The organism is Modestobacter sp. VKM Ac-2982 (assembly GCF_026967935.1).
GTDB lineage: Bacteria > Actinomycetota > Actinomycetes > Mycobacteriales > Geodermatophilaceae > Modestobacter.
Genome location: NZ_JAPVBL010000003.1, coordinates 675,243 through 690,840, shown reverse-complemented (window position 1 = coordinate 690,840; position 15,598 = coordinate 675,243). Strand labels below are relative to the sequence as shown.

Genomic DNA, 15,598 nt, shown 5'->3' with positions numbered 1-15,598 from the left:
CCCCTCCGAGGGGAGCGTGGGGACCGACCGACCTGCGTCTGCTGGACGAGCCGTGTCGGCTGTCCCGCACGACCCTCCCTCGCCAGCGGCGGGGCGTCGCGGCTTGCAGCGACACCGTCACCCGGAGGGAGGACGCCAGACCTCGTTCGTGGCGGTCGGTCGCGCACCCGTACGGACGACGGCTCAGTACGCGCCGGAGCTGGAGACGACCGCGCGTGCGGTCTTCCAGAGGATCTGCACGTCCAGGGCGAGCGACCAGTTCTCCACGTAGCGGAGGTCCAGCCGGACGGCCTCCTCCCACGGCAGGTCGCTGCGCCCGGAGATCTGCCACAGCCCGGTGAGGCCCGGCTTCACCAGCAGCCGGCGACTGACCGAGGTGTCGTAGCGAGCGACCTCGTCGGGCAGCGGCGGGCGCGGCCCCACCAGGGACATCTCCCCGGTGAGCACGTTGACCAGCTGGGGCAGCTCGTCGAGGGAGAGCCGGCGCATCCAGCGACCGACCGGCGTGACCCGCGGGTCCTGGCGGATCTTGAACAGCAGGCCGTCGGCCTCGTTCCCGTCCGACAGCCCGGCGACCTGCTGGTCGGCCCCGACCACCATGCTGCGGAACTTGAGCATCGTGAAGTGCCGCCCGCCGAGCCCCACCCGCTGCTGCCGGTAGAGGACCGGGCCGGGACTCGACAGCCGGACCGCCAGGGCGAGCCCTGCCAGGACCGGCGTGAGGAGGAGCAGTCCGAGGGAGGCGACCGACCGGTCGAGAGCGCCCTTGACCACCCGGCGCCAGCCCTCGAACCGGGGCTGCTCGACCGAGAGGAGGGGCAGCCCGTCGAAGGGCCGGATGTGCAGGCGCGGGCCGGCCACCTCGACCAGCCCGGGGGCCACGAGCAGCTCCAGGCCGGTGCCCTCGAGCTGCCAGGACAGCGCCCGCAGGTACGCCGACGCCGTCTCGCTGGCCGAGGTCACGGCGATCGTGTCGGCCCCGACCCGGCCGGCGAGCTCGACGACGTCGTCCAGGCCGGCCACCGGCAGACCCGCCACCCGCGCCACCCGGCTGCGGTCGCCCGGCGTCACACAGACGCCGACGACGTCCAGACCGGCGTGCCGGGTGCGGTGCAACCGGTCGACCAGGTCCAGGACCGCTCCCCCGCGCCCGACGACCACGACGCGCTTGACGCAGCGCCCGGCCATCCGCTGGCGGTGCAGCACCCGCCGGGCGGCGTACCGCTCGACCAGGGTCGCGCCGGTCAGCGCCGGGACGGCGAGGACCACCAGCGCGCGGCTGAGGTCGAGCTGGGCGGCGTAGCTGAGAAAACCCATCCCGGCCAGCAGCAGCATCCCGGCCCGGCCGACGCGACGGAACTCGTCGCTGCCCACCCCGAACCAGCGTTCCTCGTAGGCGCCGGTGACGGCGAGCAGCGCCGGCCAGGCGACGACCAGGCTCAGCCCGGCCCAGAACAGGACGCTGCCCACCACCGGCCCGTCGTGGGCGAGCAGCACCACGGCCGCTGCCGACGCCGCGATCAGCGCCTCGCCGACGACCAGGCCTGCGCGGTGCCGCCGGACCCAGCGGGCCGTGCCCCGGGCCCGTGCACCGGTGGCCGGCAGCTGCCCGACGGCCGGAGCCGACGGGGCCGCCCCCGACGGCGCGTGACCGACGGTGTCGGTCAGTTCCGCACGTTCGAGCAGCATGGGGCCCCCAGGTTCTCCGCAGTGATCACGCACAGTGCGCTGGCGACACACAGGAGCTGGACGGTCCCGGGTCGGACCCGGCCGAACCGCTGCACTGGTGACGCTCAGCAACCATCACAGACGGTGAGGAACGGGGGCAATGCGGACGGCGCCCCTTCACCCGATGGGGCCGGGACCGGGCCCGCTGCCACCCGTCCGGGCGACGGCGCGCCCGGACGGCGCTCAGCTGCGGGGGTGGACGACGTTCTGCGCCGCCTCGAGGCCACGCTCGAGCAACAGCTCGGTGGCGTCGGCCGCCTCGCCGACGAGCAGCTCGAGGGTCTTGCGCTCGGTCGCGGAGAAGTCCTTGAGGACGTAGTCGGCGGGGTCCTGCCGACCGGGCGGCCGGCCGATCCCGACCCGCACCCGCAGGTAGTCACGCGTCCCGGTGGACCGGGAGATGGAACGCAGGCCGTTGTGCCCGCCCTCCCCGCCGCCGCGCTTGAGTCGCACCACGTCGAAGTCGAGGTCGAGCTCGTCGTGCACGACGAGCAGGTCGGTGGGCGGGAGGTGGTGGTAGTCGAGCAGCCCGCGGACCGGGCCACCGGACTCGTTCATGTAGCTGGACGGCACCGCCAGCACCACCCGCCGCCCGGCCAGCCGGCCCTCACCGGACAGCGACCGGGCCCGCGGGCCCTTGCCGGGTGACAGCCGGACGCCGGCCCGGGCGGCCAGTTCGGCCAGCACCATCGCGCCGACGTTGTGCCGGTTGCCGGCGTACCCGGGCCCGGGGTTGCCCAGCCCGACGACCAGGAAGGGCCCCTCGGACACGGGGGGCGTGGGGGCGGGAGACGCCGCAGGGGCGCCGGCGGTGCCGGCGCCCCTGCGGGTCGTGCTCTCGGTCAGCGTCGTCCTCCGAGGAGAGTCGTGCTCAGGCGTCGCTGGACTTCTCGGCGGACTCCATCGACTCGCCGCTGCCCTGGTCCTGCGGCTCCGGCACGACGTCGCCGTCGGTGTCGGACTCGTCGCGCTCGATGCCGGCCTCGGCCTCGGCCTCTTCCAGCTCGGCCTCCAGCTCGGCGGCCGTCGGGGCACCCAGGAAGCCGATGACCAGCGCCTCCGGGTCGGTGATCAGCGTCGCACCGGCCGGCAGCGGCAGGTCGCCGGCGGTGATGCCGTTGCCCGCGGTGCGGCCGGTGATGTCGACCTCGATGGTCTCCGGCAGGTCGGTGGCGTCGGCCTCGACGAGGACGCTGTTCAGCTGGTGGTTGCTGATCGTGTCCGGCGCCGGCTCGCCGACGATGAGCACGCGGACCTCCACGGTGGTCTTCTCGCCGCGGCGGACCAGCAGCAGGTCGACGTGCTCGTGGATGCGGGTGATCGGGTCGCGCTGGATCGCCTTGGTCAGCGCGAGCTGGTCCTTGCCGTCCAGCTCGACGGTCAGCAGCACGTTGGTGCCGCCGTTGCGCAGGGCCGCGGCGAACTCGCGGGCCGGCAGCGACAGGTGGACGACGTCCTGGCCGTGCCCGTACAGGACGGCGGGGACGCGGCCCGCACGACGGGTACGGCGGGCGCTGCCCTTGCCGAACTCGGTGCGGTGCTCGGCGGCGAGGCGGAATTCAGCCACGGTGGTGTGCTCCTCAACAGGTGGATCGGGTCTGTGTGCTCAGCGCACGAGCGCGGCACACCCCTGGAGGGCACACGCACGTCGATCACGGAGAACGGCAGACCGTCTCCCTCGCCGGGCAACTCCACGAGCGTACCTGAGCGCCCGGGAAGCGCCCGAGACAGGGACGCCCGCGGACCACCACCACCAGCCGACGACCGACGAACGGCACCAGCGGGGAGACCTCAACGCCACCAGCGGGCGGACCCCGGACCCATCGCCCGAAGGGCGTCCGTGGTCGCGGACGCGGGGCCGGAGGCTCCCGTCCGGGACCACGGCCGGGTCCGTCCGCTGCGCCGTCACGGGGCCGGAGGCTTCTGACGGCGCAGCGGGCAACGGCTCAACTCAGGCCGGGAACGGCTCCTGGCCGCGGTGCGGCCCGGAGGGTCGCCATGTCACGAGTCCCCACCGAACAGGCTCGTCACCGACCCGTCCTCGAAGACCTCCTTGATAGCCCGGCCGAGCAGCGGGGCGATCGAGAGCACGGTGAGCTTGTCGAACCGGCGTGCGGGCTCGATGGGCAGCGTGTTGGTGATGATGACCTCACTGACCCGGCTGTTCTTCAGGCGGTCGACCGCGGGCCCGGAGAGCACCCCGTGGGTGGCGGCGATGATCACGTCGGCGGCACCGGCGTCGAAGAGCGTCTCGGCGGCCTTGGCGATGGTGCCGCCGGTGTCGATCATGTCGTCGACCAGGATGCAGACCCGGCCCTCGACCTCGCCGACGACCCGGTTGGCCACGACCTCGTTGGGCCGGGAGACGTCGCGGGTCTTGTGGATGAAGGCCAGCGGGGTGCCGCCGAGCTTGTCGCTCCACCGCTCGGAGACCCGGACCCGGCCGGAGTCGGGCGAGACGACGGTCAGGTCGCGGTCGCCCCACTTGCGCTTGACCTCGCTGGTGAGCAGGTCCATGGCGAACAGGTGGTCGACCGGGCCGTCGAAGAAGCCCTGGATCTGCGCGGTGTGCAGGTCGACGGTCATCAGCCGGTCGGCGCCGGCGGTCTTGAACATGTCGGCGACCAGTCGGGCGGAGATCGGCTCGCGACCGCGGTGCTTCTTGTCCTGCCGGGCGTAGGGGAAGAAGGGGGCGACGACGGTGATTCGCTTGGCCGAGGCGCGCTTGAGCGCGTCGACCATGATCAGCTGTTCCATCAGCCAGGTGTTGATCGGTGCGGTGTGGCTCTGCACCACGAAGGCGTCGCAGCCGCGCACCGACTCCTCGAACCGCACGAACAGCTCGCCGTTGGCGAACTCGTAGGACGCGGTGGGGGTGGGCGTGACGCCGAGGTGTCCGGCGATCTCCGTCGCCAGCTCGGGGTAGGCCCGGCCGGAGAAGAGCATCAGGCTCTTGTTGGTGGTCTGCCTGATCGCGCTCATGGTCGCCCCTGCTGGTCGTCGTCCGTCGCGGCCGGGGGCCGGTCCGCGGACTCGGTGGTTCGGGAATCAGTGGCTGCGGCCGCTGCGTCGTCAGCCGCTGCTGCGGCCTCTGCGCCGGGTGTGCCCGGGCGGCGCCGCGCCACCCAGCCTCCCACATTGCGCTGCCGCGCCCGGGCGACGGCCATCGCCCCGGGCGGGACGTCGGTGGTGATCACGGACCCGGCGGCGGTGTAGGCCCCGTCGCCCACGGTGACCGGCGCCACGAGCATGGTGTCCGAGCCGATCCGGACGTGGTCACCCACCGTGGTGCGGTGCTTGGCGACGCCGTCGTAGTTGACGAACACCGTCGCCGCGCCGATGTTGCTGTGCTCGCCGATGGTCGCGTCGCCGACGTAGGACAGGTGCGGCACCTTGGACCCCTCGCCGACCTCGACGTTCTTCGTCTCCACGTAGGCGCCCACCTTCGCCCCGCGGCCCAGCCGGGTGCCCGGGCGGAGGTAGCTGAACGGGCCGACGGTCGCCGCCGGCCCGATCTCGGCCAGCTGGACGTGCGACCGGACGACCGACGCCCCCTCCCCCACCGCGGTGTCGACCAGCGTGCTGTCCGGGCCGACCACGGCACCGGCCCCGACGGTGGTCGCGCCGAGCAGCTGCGTGCCCGGGTGCAGGACGACCTCCGCCGCCACCTCGACGGTCACGTCGACCCAGGTGGTCAGCGGGTCGACCACGACCACGCCGGCCCGCATCAGGTCGTCGAGCACCCGGTCGTTCATCGTGCGCCGCCGGGCGGCCAGCTCCCGCTGGTCGTTGCAGCCGAGCGTGTCCTCGGGGTCGACCGCCCGGTGGCCGCCGACCGGTGCGCCGTCGGCCACGAGCAGGCCCAGGACGTCGGTGAGGTACTGCTCGCCCTGGTCGTTGGCGGCCCCGACCCTGGTCAGCGCCTCCCGTACGGCGGCGGCGTCCCCGACGTACACCCCGGCGTTGACCTCGCGGATCGCGCGCTGGGCGTCGTCGGCGTCCCGCTCCTCGACGATGGCCCGCACCGCGCCGTCGGCGTCCCGGACGATCCGTCCCAGGCCGCTGGGGTCGGCCACCTCGGCGGTGAGCACGGTGAGCACGTCGCCGGCCTGCTGGTGCGCCCGGACCAGTGCGGTCAGGGTCTCCTCCCGCAGCAGCGGTGCGTCCCCGTTGAGGATCAGCACCGCGCCGGTCACCTCGGCCAGCGCATCCAGCGCGACGGCCGCAGCGTGCCCGGAGCCCAACTGCTCCTCCTGCACGACCGGCAGCGCCCCCGGTGCGACCTCGCTCAGGTGCTCGGCCACCGCCTCCCGCCCGGACCCGACGACGACGACGGTCTGCGCGGCCCGCAACGGGGCGGCCGCAGCCAGCACGTGGCCCAGCAGCGAGCGACCCCCCAGCGGGTGCAGCACCTTGGGGGTGCGCGAGCGCATCCGGGTTCCCTGCCCGGCGGCGAGGACGACGACGGCGCCGACGGCGCCCTCTGGGGCGGCGGTGTCCTGCAGGGTCACGGACGAGCTCCTCGCGGTGGCGACGGGACGACGGCGCGCGTCGGCGCTGACTGGCTGGGGGACTCGGACTCGAACCGAGACTGCACGGCTCCAAAGGCCGGCGGGCTGCCGATTACCCCATCCCCCATCGCGGTCCGCCGGGGAGAACCGCGACGGCCGCACGCCAGCCTAGGGCCGCCGCCGGAGGTGGGCATCCAGGGTCACCCCGACCGGGTCGGGGGGCAGGGCGTCCGCCCGACTGCCTCAGCCCACCAGGCGGGCGCCGTGGACCGGCCCGTGCACGACCTGGACCGCCCGGAACACCCCGGACCCGGCGAGCTCGGCGGCCAGCCGGACGGCGCCGTCCTCGTCCTCGGCCAACGCGGCCACGGTCGGACCGGAGCCGCTGACCAGCGCCGCCCGGGCCCCCGCCTCGGTCGCGGCCTGCAGCGCCCGGTCGAGCTCCGGACGCAGCCGCAGCGCGGGAGCCTGGAGGTCGTTGCTCAACGCGGCCGCCAGCGCCGATGCCGGCCCGCTGCGCAGGGCGGCGAGCACCGGCTCGGTGGAGGCCATCCGTTCGCCGTCCGGGAGCGCCCCGGCCGCCCGCTGGGCGTCCAGCTCGCCGTACACCGTGGGGGTCGACAGCCCCTCCCCGGCGATGCCGAGCACCCAGTCCCAGCGCCGGCGGGCCAGCACGGGCGAGAGCCGCTCACCGCGCCCGGTGCCCAGCGCCACCCCACCGAGCAGGCTGAAGGGCACGTCACTGCCCAGCTGGGCGGCGAGCGTGGCCAGGTCGCCACGGGTCGCCCGGGTCCCCCACAACGCGTCCAGCGCGACCAGCGTGGCCGCCGCGTCCGCGCTGCCGCCGGCCAGCCCGGCCGCGGCCGGGATCGACTTGTCGATCTCCAGGTGGGCGTCGGGGCGCACCCCGGCGTGCCGGGCCAGCAGTTCGGCGGCCTGCCAGACCAGGTTCCGCTGGTCGGTGGGCACGCTCGCCGGGCCGGCGGCGTCCCCAGCTCCCTCACCGCGGACGGTGAGGGACAGTCCGTCGGCGCGGCGCACGGTGACCGTGTCGAACAGCGAGACGGCGAGGAAGACCGTCTGCAGCTCGTGGAAGCCGTCGGCCCGCAGCGGCCCGACCCCGAGGTGCACGTTCACCTTCGCCGGCGCGCGAGCCGTGACGGCGCCGTTGCCGGCGAGCCGGCCGGGCCCGCCCGCGGTCGCGTTGCTCACCCGGTCATCCTGCCCGCCGGTCCACCGTCGTCCACCGGCCCAGCCTGCCTGCCGGCCGCGGCACGCGCTACCGCCTCTCCGGGTCGACCGGGTCGGTGGCCGCGAGCCGGGCGAAGTCGGTCACCGACAACTGCTCCCCCCGGGTGGTCGGCTCGATGCCCGCCTGGCGCAGCCGGACCTCGGCGGCGGCGGGGCTGCCGGCCCAGCGGGCCAGCGCGGCACGCAGGCCCTTGCGCCGGGTGGCGAAGGCGGCGTCGATGACGGCGAAGGTGGCCGCCCGGTCGCCGGCCGGGGCCGGGCGGCGGGTCAGCGCGACCAGCCCGGAGTCGACGTTGGGGACCGGCCAGAAGACCGGCCGCGGGACGTTGCCGGCCCGGCGGACGTCGGCGTACCAGGCGGCCTTGACGCTGGGCACCCCGTAGGCGGGTGTGCCCGGTGCGGCGGCGAGCCGGTCGGCGACCTCGGCCTGCACCAGCACCAGCGAGGTGCGGATCGTGGGCAGCAGCTCCAGCAGGTGCAGCAGCACGGGGACGGCGATGTTGTACGGCAGGTTGGCCACCAGGGCCGTGGGCGGGGGCCCGGGCAGCTCCTGCACCCGGAGGGCGTCCGCGGTCACCACGGTGAGCCGCCCGGCCACGTCCGGGGCCCGCTCGGCGACGGTCACCGGCAGCTGGTCGGCCAGCCGGGGGTCGATCTCCACGGCGGTCACGTGTGCGCAGGCGGGCAGCAGCCCCAGGGTGAGCGACCCCAGGCCCGGGCCGACCTCGCAGACGACGTCGTCCTCGTGCAGGTCGGCCGTCCGGACGATCTTGCGGATCGTGTTCGCGTCGTGCAGGAAGTTCTGCCCGAGCGCCTTGGTCGGTCGCAGGTCCAGCTGCTGGGCCAGCTCGCGGATCGCGGCCGCACCGAGCAAGGCCGTCACGCCCGGCCTCGCTGCAGGGGCCCGCCGCGAGCCTGCGCGCGGCGGGGCTCCGGCCCCGTCGCAGGGTCCCGACCCGAGGTGGCGGGGGCCGGGGGGCGACGGGGTCCTCCCACCGCCATCAGCCGAACAGGCGGGGGCCGCAGTGCGGCCACTGCCCCGCACCGGAACGGGCGTACAGCATCTGCGCCCGCATGGTCTGCTCCTCGGCCGACGCGGCGGCCGGGTCACCGCTGCCCCCGACGGCGGCCCAGGTGCTCGTGGAGAACTGGTACATGCCGCGGTACTTGCCGGTGCCGCTCACCGCGGTCGGCCGGCCACCGGACTCGCAGGCGGCCAGCGCAGCCCAGTTCAGGCCGTCGGCGCTGACCACGGCGGCCGGTGCAGCCGGCTTCTCCTTGGTGCCGACCGCCACCTGCTGGTCGACCGCCGGCGTGCTGACCTCGACGCCAAGCTGCTCGCGACCGGTCTCGACCCCGTCGGTGACGGTGACCCGCCAGGTGACCGTCTGCGCGCCCTCGACCCCCTGCTGGGTGACCGTGCGCTGCCCCTGGAAGGCGTTCGGGTCTGGCGTCTCGACGGTCGCGTAGTCCAGCGGCTGAACCTCGGTCACGTCGGTGACGACGACCCGGGTGACCCGCAGGACCATCGCGTCCAGCAGGGGCTGCGCCGGGTAGATCGAGGTGCGGTCGGTGGCCGACAGGGCGATCCCCTGCTCGGCCAGCAGGTCACCGGCGGTCGCCGCGGTGGTGGTGACCACACGCTGCTGGCCGTCCGCGATCAGCGTGACGTCCTTGTTGGTGGTGATGGCGAGGTCCATGCCGTCCAGCGGCAGGCGCTGGCTGCGGCTGGCCGAGAGCACCAGCTCGTCGGTGCGGTACCCGAGCTCGTCGAGCGCGTCGTCGACCGAGAGGGCCGTCGTGTAGACGTCGGTGCGCACCCCGTCGACGGTCAGGGCCAGCGGCCGGGCGCGGTTGAGCACGATGGTGGCGCCGTCACCGATGGCGTCCGCCGGGTCGGGCAGGACGACGTCCTGCGACGCCGGGCGCAGCCCCTCGTCGGCCAGCACCTCAGCGGCCGTGCCGGCGTAGGTGCGCACCTCGCGCGACTGGCCGTCGACGGTCAGGGTCACCGTCTTCTGGGCAGCGAAGTAGGCGGCGGAACCGCCCACGAGGCCCAGCAGGACCAGGACGAAGAGAATCGACTTCAGCGATCGGTGCACAACACATCCACGGGTCACGGGGCCCGGGCAGGGGAACGTGGGCAACAGCCGACGGACCCCACCCGGAGGGCGGCGTCCGTCGTCGCGCGGCCCGACGAGCTCCGGCCCGGGAACGGTCACCCGGGCAGGAGCGAGCGCCCGGGTGTTCCCCACCCCGGCTTGTCGGTCACGGCACGATAACGAACGCCTGACGGAAGAGAACGGTGCAAGAGCAGGGAATCACCATGTCGACCCAGCCCTCCGCAGGCGCGCCGACACGGTCCGTGAACAACGCGCCGCACGCGGGGCGGGTGGCTCGCTCAGCTCTGGTGGGCAACGACACACGGCCACCGGGGCCGGACGGCGTCAGGCCAGGGCGTGGGAGGTCTGCCGCACCGGCCGTAGCCAGGTCAGCAGGAAGCCGGCCACCACCAGTCCCGCGATGATCGCGGAGAAGCCGCCCGCGACCAGCGCCACCGGGAGCAGCCCGGCACCGTCGGAGCTCACCCGGTCACCGAGGTCGATCGCGGCGCGGAGCAGCAGCGCCCCCAGCGGGAGCAGGGCCAGCACGCTGGCCGCGGCGACCGACAGGTGCGCCGTCCAGGTGCGCTGCGCCTCGTCGACCGGCACGTCGGCGCCCGCGGCGGGCAGCGGGCGCAGCAGCACCCGCAGCAGCGCCACCTCGGCCAGCAGCCAGCCGGCCAGCGGGACCGCCGTCGCGACGGAGACGACCGGGGACGTGAGGTCGTCGAGCTGCAGCACGGCGGTGAGCAGCACCCCGGCGACCGCGGCGCGCATGGTCCACAGCAGCCCCAGCGAGATCTGCTCGCTCCGCCGCGGCCGGCGGGCCGGGCTGGACGTCGCCCAGCGCGGCCGCGGCCGGGTCGCCTCGGCCAGCAGCACCCCGCCCAGCAGGCCCACGGCGAGCGCAGGCACCCAGAGGAAGACCGATGCCTCGGCGAACAGCACCACCGTGGTGACCACCAGCGCCACCCCGAGCAGCAGCCCGAGGAGGCGCACCCGGTGGGCGTGGCTGGCCTGGCGGGCCAGCTGGGCGGTCGCCTCGGGCGTCGCCGGGACGAACTCGACCCCGGCGGAGGCGACGGCCCGGCGACCGGACGCGAGGGACCAGCCCCGGGCCAGCATGGCGGCCGGGACCATCAAGGCGATGAAGAGCACGATGGCGATGAGGCGGCCCACGCAGTCGATTGTCGTCCTCTGTGCCGACAACGCCACCACGAGCGGTCCCCCACTTCCTGTGAGTCGCTCCCCGCGTCGGGCGGGTGGTCAGCCCCAGGGGCCGAAGACGCGCTCCGCGGTGGCGGTGAGGACGCCGCACAACTGGTCGAGGTCGGTGCCGGTGACCTCGGCCAGCGCCCGGACGGTGTGCGGCACCAGCCGGGCGGAGTTGGGGCGCCCCCGCAGCGGGACCGGGGTCAGGAAGGGGGCGTCGGTCTCCACCAGCAGCTGGTCCAGCGGGGTCAGCGCCGCCGCCTCGCGGAGTGCACCGGCACTGGAGAAGGTCACCGTGCCGGCGAAGGACAGCACGTGGCCGCGCTCGATGCAGGCCCGGGCGAACCCGGCGTCGCCGGAGAAGCAGTGGAAGACGGTGTGCTCGGGCGCACCTTCGTCGTCCAGCACCCGGAGCACCTCGTCGTGGGCGTCGCGGTCGTGGATGACCAGCGCGATGCCGTGCCGCTTGGCGATGTCGATGTGCGCCCGGAAGGAGGCCTCCTGGGCGGCCCAGCCCTCGGGGCCGGTGCGGTAGCGGTCCAGGCCGGTCTCCCCCACCGCCCGCACCCGGGGCAGCGCGGCGAGCCGGTCGATCTCGGCCAGCGCCGCCTCGGTCGCCGCGCCGGCGCCCGCCTCGTTCGGGTGCAGCGCCACCGCCGACAGCACGTTCGGGTGCCGCGCGGCGAGCTCGGCCGACCAGCGCGAGGACGCCACGTCCACGCCGACCTGCACCAGCCGCGGGACGCCAACGGCGACGGCGGCCGCGATCGCCTCGTCGACCTCCGCGTCGGTGGGCTCCCGGTCCTCACCACCGACGGCGATGTCGAAGTGGGTGTGGCTGTCGACCGCCGGGGACGGCAGCGGTTCCGGCGACGGAGGCGGCTCCCCCCGCCGGTTCGCCCGCGAGGACGCCGATCGGCTCACCCCTGCCCCCGTTCGACAGAAATGGCCATTTCTGTCGCTGCGGGGCTCACGCCTCGCCGTCCGTCGTGCCGCTCGTCCCCTTCTCCTCCAGCCGGGCCAGTTCCTCCTCCACGATCGAGGGGTCGAGCTTGGTGAACACCGGCTTCGGCGGGGCCAAGGGCGTGCCCGGCGGCGGCAGCGGGGTGGACGCCCAGACGGCCTGCCCCTGGTCGTAGGGCCCGGTGATGATCGGGTACGGCGACCCGTCGTCCAGGTCCTCGGTCTCGACCACCTGCGGGGCGACCGACCAGACGCCGGTGCCGCCCAGCAGCTCGTGCACCTGCTGGGAGGAGTGCGGCAGGAACGGCGTCAGCAGGGCGTTGCAGTCCTTGATCGCCTGCAGCGCGGTGTGCAGCACGGTGTCCCGGCGGGCCGGGTCCTCCTTGAGCTTCCACGGCGCCTGGTCCGACAGGTACCGGTTGGCCTCGGTGACCACCCGCATCGCCTCGGTCGCCGCCGCCTTCTGCCGGTTGCGCGACAGCAGGTCACCGATCGGCGCGAACGCCCCGGACGTGGTGGCCAGCAGCGCCCGGTCGGCGTCGGTCAGCTCACCCGGGGTCGGGACGGCGCCGACGTTCTTGGCGGCCATCGAGACCGAGCGGTTGACCAGGTTGCCCCACCCGGCGACCAGCTCGTCGTTGTTGCGGCGCAGGAACTCCGCCCAGGTGAAGTCGGTGTCCTGGTTCTCCGGGCCGGCGACCGCGATGAAGTAGCGCAGCGCGTCGGCGTCGTAGCGGGCCAGGAAGTCGCGGACGTAGATGACCACGTTGCGCGAGGAGGAGAACTTCCGCCCCTCCATGGTCAGGAACTCGCTCGACACCACCTCGGTGGGCAGGTTGAGCCGCCCGTAGGAGCCCGGCGTCCCGCCCTTGTCGCCCGCCCCGTTGTAGCCGAGCAGCTGGGCCGGCCAGATCTCGGAGTGGAAGACGATGTTGTCCTTGCCCATGAAGTAGTAGGCGTCGGAGTCCGGGGCCTGCCACCACTGCCGCCAGGCCTCGGGGTCACCGGAGCGCCGTGCCCACTCGATCGACGCCGACAGGTAGCCCACGACGGCGTCGAACCAGACGTAGATGCGCTTGTCCGGCCGGTCCCGCCAGCCGTCCAGCGGCACCGGCACACCCCAGTCGATGTCCCGGGTGTAGCTGCGCGGCTTGAGGTCGGCGAGCAGGTTGACGCTGAAGTTCAGGACGTTGGGGCGCCAGTTCCCCCGGGTGCCCAGCCAGTCGCCGAGCGCCCGGGTGAACGCCGGCAGGTCCAGGAAGTAGTGCTCCTCCTCGACGAACTTCGGCGTCTCGCCGTTGATCCGGCTCACCGGGTTCACCAGGTCGATCGGGTCCAGCTGGTTGCCGCAGTTGTCGCACTGGTCGCCGCGGGCGCCGTCGTAGCCGCAGATCGGGCAGGTGCCCTCGATGTAACGGTCGGGCAGCGTGCGGCCGGTCGACGGGCTGATCGCGCCCAGCGTGGTCTGCGGGAAGACGTAGCCGTTCTTCAGCAGCCCCAGGAAGATCTCCTGGCTCACCGCGCGGTGGTTGGCCGTCGTCGTCCGGGTGAAGAGGTCGTAGCTCAGCCCGAGGCTGGCCAGGTCGTCGACGATGACCCGGTTGTTGCGGTCGGCGATCTGCCGCGGGGTGATCCCCTCGGCGTCGGCGGCGACCGTGATCGGCGTCCCGTGCTCGTCGGTGCCGCTCACCATCAACACCTGGTCGCCGGACATCCGGTGGAACCGGCTGAAGACGTCGGAGGGGACGCCGAACCCGGAGACGTGCCCGATGTGCCGCGGGCCGTTGGCGTAGGGCCAGGCGACGGCGGTGAGGATGTGCCGATCTGTCACGGCCTGAGGGTAGTGACCGGCGTCGACCCGGTTGACCGGTGCGTCCTCAGGGGGCGTCGGTGACCGCCACCGTGCTCGGTGCGGGGACGTCGCCGGCGGGCACGCCCACCAGCGCGACGGCGGTGAGCGCCAGCCCGATGCCGGCCACGGTGACGCCCCGCAGCACGCGGTGCTCGGCCACGGCAACCCGGCGGGCCGGGCGGGGGCGCCCACCGGCGGCCACCCAGGCCACCGCGGACGGCGCGCTGGCCAGCAGCAGCTTCCCGGTGGGGACGGCGAGGGCCAGCAGCGCCAGCGCGGGCACCGGCAGACCGCCGAGCGGACCGATCGCCACCAGCCAGATCCCGTCCGCGCCGACCAGCCCGACCGCGCAGAGCACGACCAGCAGGGCGATCTCCCCGCTGGCGACGGCGACCAGCAGCAGCCGGCCGGCGCCGTCCACCAGGCCGGCCCCTCCGCCGGCGCACAGCACCACCCAGCCGGCGAGCAGCAGCAGGGTGCCGGCCACGAGCCAGCCGGAGGGACGCACCCCGGAGCCGAAGACGCCCTCCAGGCTGGTCAGCCCGAAGGCGAGCAGGCCGAGCGCCTCCAGCACGGAGAGCCCACCGGCTGCGGCCACGGTCGCCGGCAGCCGCACCGGGCGGGCAGCGGCGGGGGTGGTGCGGGGGGCGTCGAGGACGGCGCTGGGCACGGGGGTCTCCTGACCGGGAACGGGTGTCCCTGATCAGGTCGGGCGTCCCGGCGGCCGGCCGCAGGGGCCGCCGGCCGGGTCTCACCCGCCGGGGTGAGAGCCGCGCCGGAGGGGGCGGGGATGCTGGACCCCGACAGACCCGAGGGAGGACCGGTGACCGACACCGACAGCAGGACCAGCAAGCGTTCCCCCGGGACGCCCGCCGAACTCCCTCAGACGCTGCGCCCCCGCCCGGCGGGCGCACCCCGGGAGAAGCGGCCCGAGCGCGACACCGACGACCCCGTCGTGGACTGCGCCGTCTACGTCCGCGGCGAGCGCCTGGACGTGGCACCGTCGGAGGCGCTGCAGGTGGCCCGTGAGCAGGGCGGATTCGTCTGGCTGGGGCTCTACGAGCCCGCCGAGGCCGAGCTCACCGCGATCGGGGAGCACTACGGCCTGCACCCGCTCGCCGTCGAGGACGCCGTCTACGCCCACCAGCGGCCCAAGCTGGAGCGCTACGACGAGGCGATGTTCATGGTGCTCAAGACGGCCAGCTACCTGGAGCACGACCAGCTGACCGCCACCAGCGAGGTGCTGATCACCGGCGAGATCATGGTCTTCGTCGGCCGCGACCACGTGATCACGGTCCGGCACGGCACGCACGGTGAGCTCGGGCAGTTGCGCACCCAGCTGGAGGAGCAGCCGGACCTGCTCTGCAACGGGCCCTCCGCCGTCCTCTACGCGATCGCCGACCACGTCGTGGACGACTTCCTCGACGTCGCCAACGCGGTCGAGGAGGACGTCGAGGAGGTGGAGACCTCCGTGTTCAGCCCGAGCCGCACCGACGACAGCGGCCGGATCTACCAGCTCAAGCGGGAGCTGATGCAGCTGCGCCGGGCGGTGCTGCCGCTGGAGCTGCCGCTGGCCACGCTGGTCGACCGGCCCAACGAGCTGGTGCCCGAGGCGATGCGGTCCTACTTCCGGGACGTCCAGGACCACGCGCTGCGCGTGCGTGACCAGGTGACCGGCCTGGACGAGCTGCTGACCTCGATCCTGCAGGCGTCGCTGGCCCGCACGTCGCTGGCCGACAACGAGGACATGCGCAAGATCTCGGCGTGGGCCGGCATCATCGCGCTGCCCACCGCCATCGCCGGCGTCTACGGGATGAACTTCGAGTACATGCCCGAGCTCGACGAGCGCTGGGGCTACCCGGCCGTGCTGCTGCTCATGCTGGCAGCCTGCATCGCCCTCCACCGCGGCTTCAAACGCACCGGCTGGCTTTAAACCCCCTGCCCGTGCCGCGGTTGTTGGGGGGGGGGGGGGGGGGGGG

At 74.2% G+C, this 15,598-nt stretch carries 13 protein-coding genes and 1 tRNA gene; 1 reads left to right on the top strand and 13 read right to left on the bottom strand.

The features are described 5' to 3' along the window. Positions 1-183: 183 nt before the first annotated feature. The 13 genes from O2W20_RS13935 to O2W20_RS13875 all read right to left on the bottom strand — a co-directional run bounded on the left by O2W20_RS13935 (position 184) and on the right by O2W20_RS13875 (position 14,289). Positions 184-1,689: a sugar transferase gene (locus O2W20_RS13935; RefSeq protein ID WP_269172032.1), complete on the bottom strand. Its 1,506-nt coding sequence runs from the start codon at positions 1,687-1,689 to the stop codon at positions 184-186. 222 nt (positions 1,690-1,911) lie between these two features. After that, complete coding sequence (gene pth / locus O2W20_RS13930) at positions 1,912-2,499, bottom strand: aminoacyl-tRNA hydrolase (protein WP_269172033.1); 588 nt, start codon at positions 2,497-2,499, stop codon at positions 1,912-1,914. A 100-nt stretch (positions 2,500-2,599) separates the two neighbouring features. Continuing rightward, the gene (locus O2W20_RS13925) at positions 2,600-3,295 is read right to left on the bottom strand and encodes a 50S ribosomal protein L25/general stress protein Ctc (protein WP_269172034.1); all 696 of its coding nucleotides are present in this window, start codon (positions 3,293-3,295) and stop codon (positions 2,600-2,602) included. A 434-nt stretch (positions 3,296-3,729) separates the two neighbouring features. Continuing rightward, positions 3,730-4,710: a ribose-phosphate diphosphokinase gene (locus tag O2W20_RS13920; RefSeq protein ID WP_269172035.1), complete on the bottom strand. Its 981-nt coding sequence runs from the start codon at positions 4,708-4,710 to the stop codon at positions 3,730-3,732. Further along, positions 4,707-6,239: a bifunctional UDP-N-acetylglucosamine diphosphorylase/glucosamine-1-phosphate N-acetyltransferase GlmU gene (gene glmU, locus O2W20_RS13915; protein WP_269172036.1), complete on the bottom strand. Its 1,533-nt coding sequence runs from the start codon at positions 6,237-6,239 to the stop codon at positions 4,707-4,709. The genes O2W20_RS13920 and glmU overlap by 4 nt, the downstream gene beginning before the upstream one ends. 51 nt (positions 6,240-6,290) lie before the next feature. After that, positions 6,291-6,366: transfer RNA gene (locus O2W20_RS13910), tRNA-Gln, on the bottom strand. A 116-nt stretch (positions 6,367-6,482) separates the two neighbouring features. Beyond that, complete coding sequence (locus O2W20_RS13905) at positions 6,483-7,451, bottom strand: 4-(cytidine 5'-diphospho)-2-C-methyl-D-erythritol kinase (RefSeq protein ID WP_269172037.1); 969 nt, start codon at positions 7,449-7,451, stop codon at positions 6,483-6,485. Positions 7,452-7,518: 67 nt separating this feature from the next. Continuing rightward, the gene (gene rsmA / locus O2W20_RS13900; protein WP_269172038.1) at positions 7,519-8,373 is read right to left on the bottom strand and encodes a 16S rRNA (adenine(1518)-N(6)/adenine(1519)-N(6))-dimethyltransferase RsmA; all 855 of its coding nucleotides are present in this window, start codon (positions 8,371-8,373) and stop codon (positions 7,519-7,521) included. A 118-nt stretch (positions 8,374-8,491) separates the two neighbouring features. Further along, on the bottom strand, positions 8,492-9,592 hold the full coding sequence (locus O2W20_RS13895) for a resuscitation-promoting factor (RefSeq protein WP_269172039.1): 1,101 nt from the start codon (positions 9,590-9,592) through the stop codon (positions 8,492-8,494). 345 nt (positions 9,593-9,937) lie between these two features. After that, positions 9,938-10,771, bottom strand: a complete 834-nt coding sequence (locus O2W20_RS13890) for a hypothetical protein (RefSeq protein ID WP_269172040.1) — start codon at positions 10,769-10,771, stop codon at positions 9,938-9,940. Between the two features lie 87 nt (positions 10,772-10,858). Further along, positions 10,859-11,728 carry a TatD family hydrolase gene (locus O2W20_RS13885; protein WP_269172041.1) on the bottom strand — a complete coding sequence of 290 codons (870 nt, stop codon included), beginning with the start codon at positions 11,726-11,728 and terminating at the stop codon, positions 10,859-10,861. 46 nt (positions 11,729-11,774) lie between these two features. Further along, positions 11,775-13,598 carry a methionine--tRNA ligase gene (gene metG / locus O2W20_RS13880; protein WP_269172042.1) on the bottom strand — a complete coding sequence of 608 codons (1,824 nt, stop codon included), beginning with the start codon at positions 13,596-13,598 and terminating at the stop codon, positions 11,775-11,777. 46 nt (positions 13,599-13,644) lie between these two features. Continuing rightward, positions 13,645-14,289 carry a hypothetical protein gene (locus O2W20_RS13875; protein WP_269172043.1) on the bottom strand — a complete coding sequence of 215 codons (645 nt, stop codon included), beginning with the start codon at positions 14,287-14,289 and terminating at the stop codon, positions 13,645-13,647. A 153-nt stretch (positions 14,290-14,442) separates the two neighbouring features. Here O2W20_RS13875 and corA point away from each other — a divergent pair, with 153 nt between their 5' ends. Further along, positions 14,443-15,552: a magnesium/cobalt transporter CorA gene (corA, locus tag O2W20_RS13870; RefSeq protein WP_269172044.1), complete on the top strand. Its 1,110-nt coding sequence runs from the start codon at positions 14,443-14,445 to the stop codon at positions 15,550-15,552. The last annotated feature ends 46 nt before the right edge of the window (positions 15,553-15,598 follow it).

Bases quoted from the DNA above. Each gene is read 5' to 3' on its own strand.
- O2W20_RS13935 (WP_269172032.1), bottom strand. From the start codon at position 1,689: ATGCTGCTCGAACGTGCGGAACTGACCGACACCGTCGGTCACGCGCCG.
- O2W20_RS13920 (WP_269172035.1), bottom strand. From the start codon at position 4,710: ATGAGCGCGATCAGGCAGACCACCAACAAGAGCCTGATGCTCTTCTCC.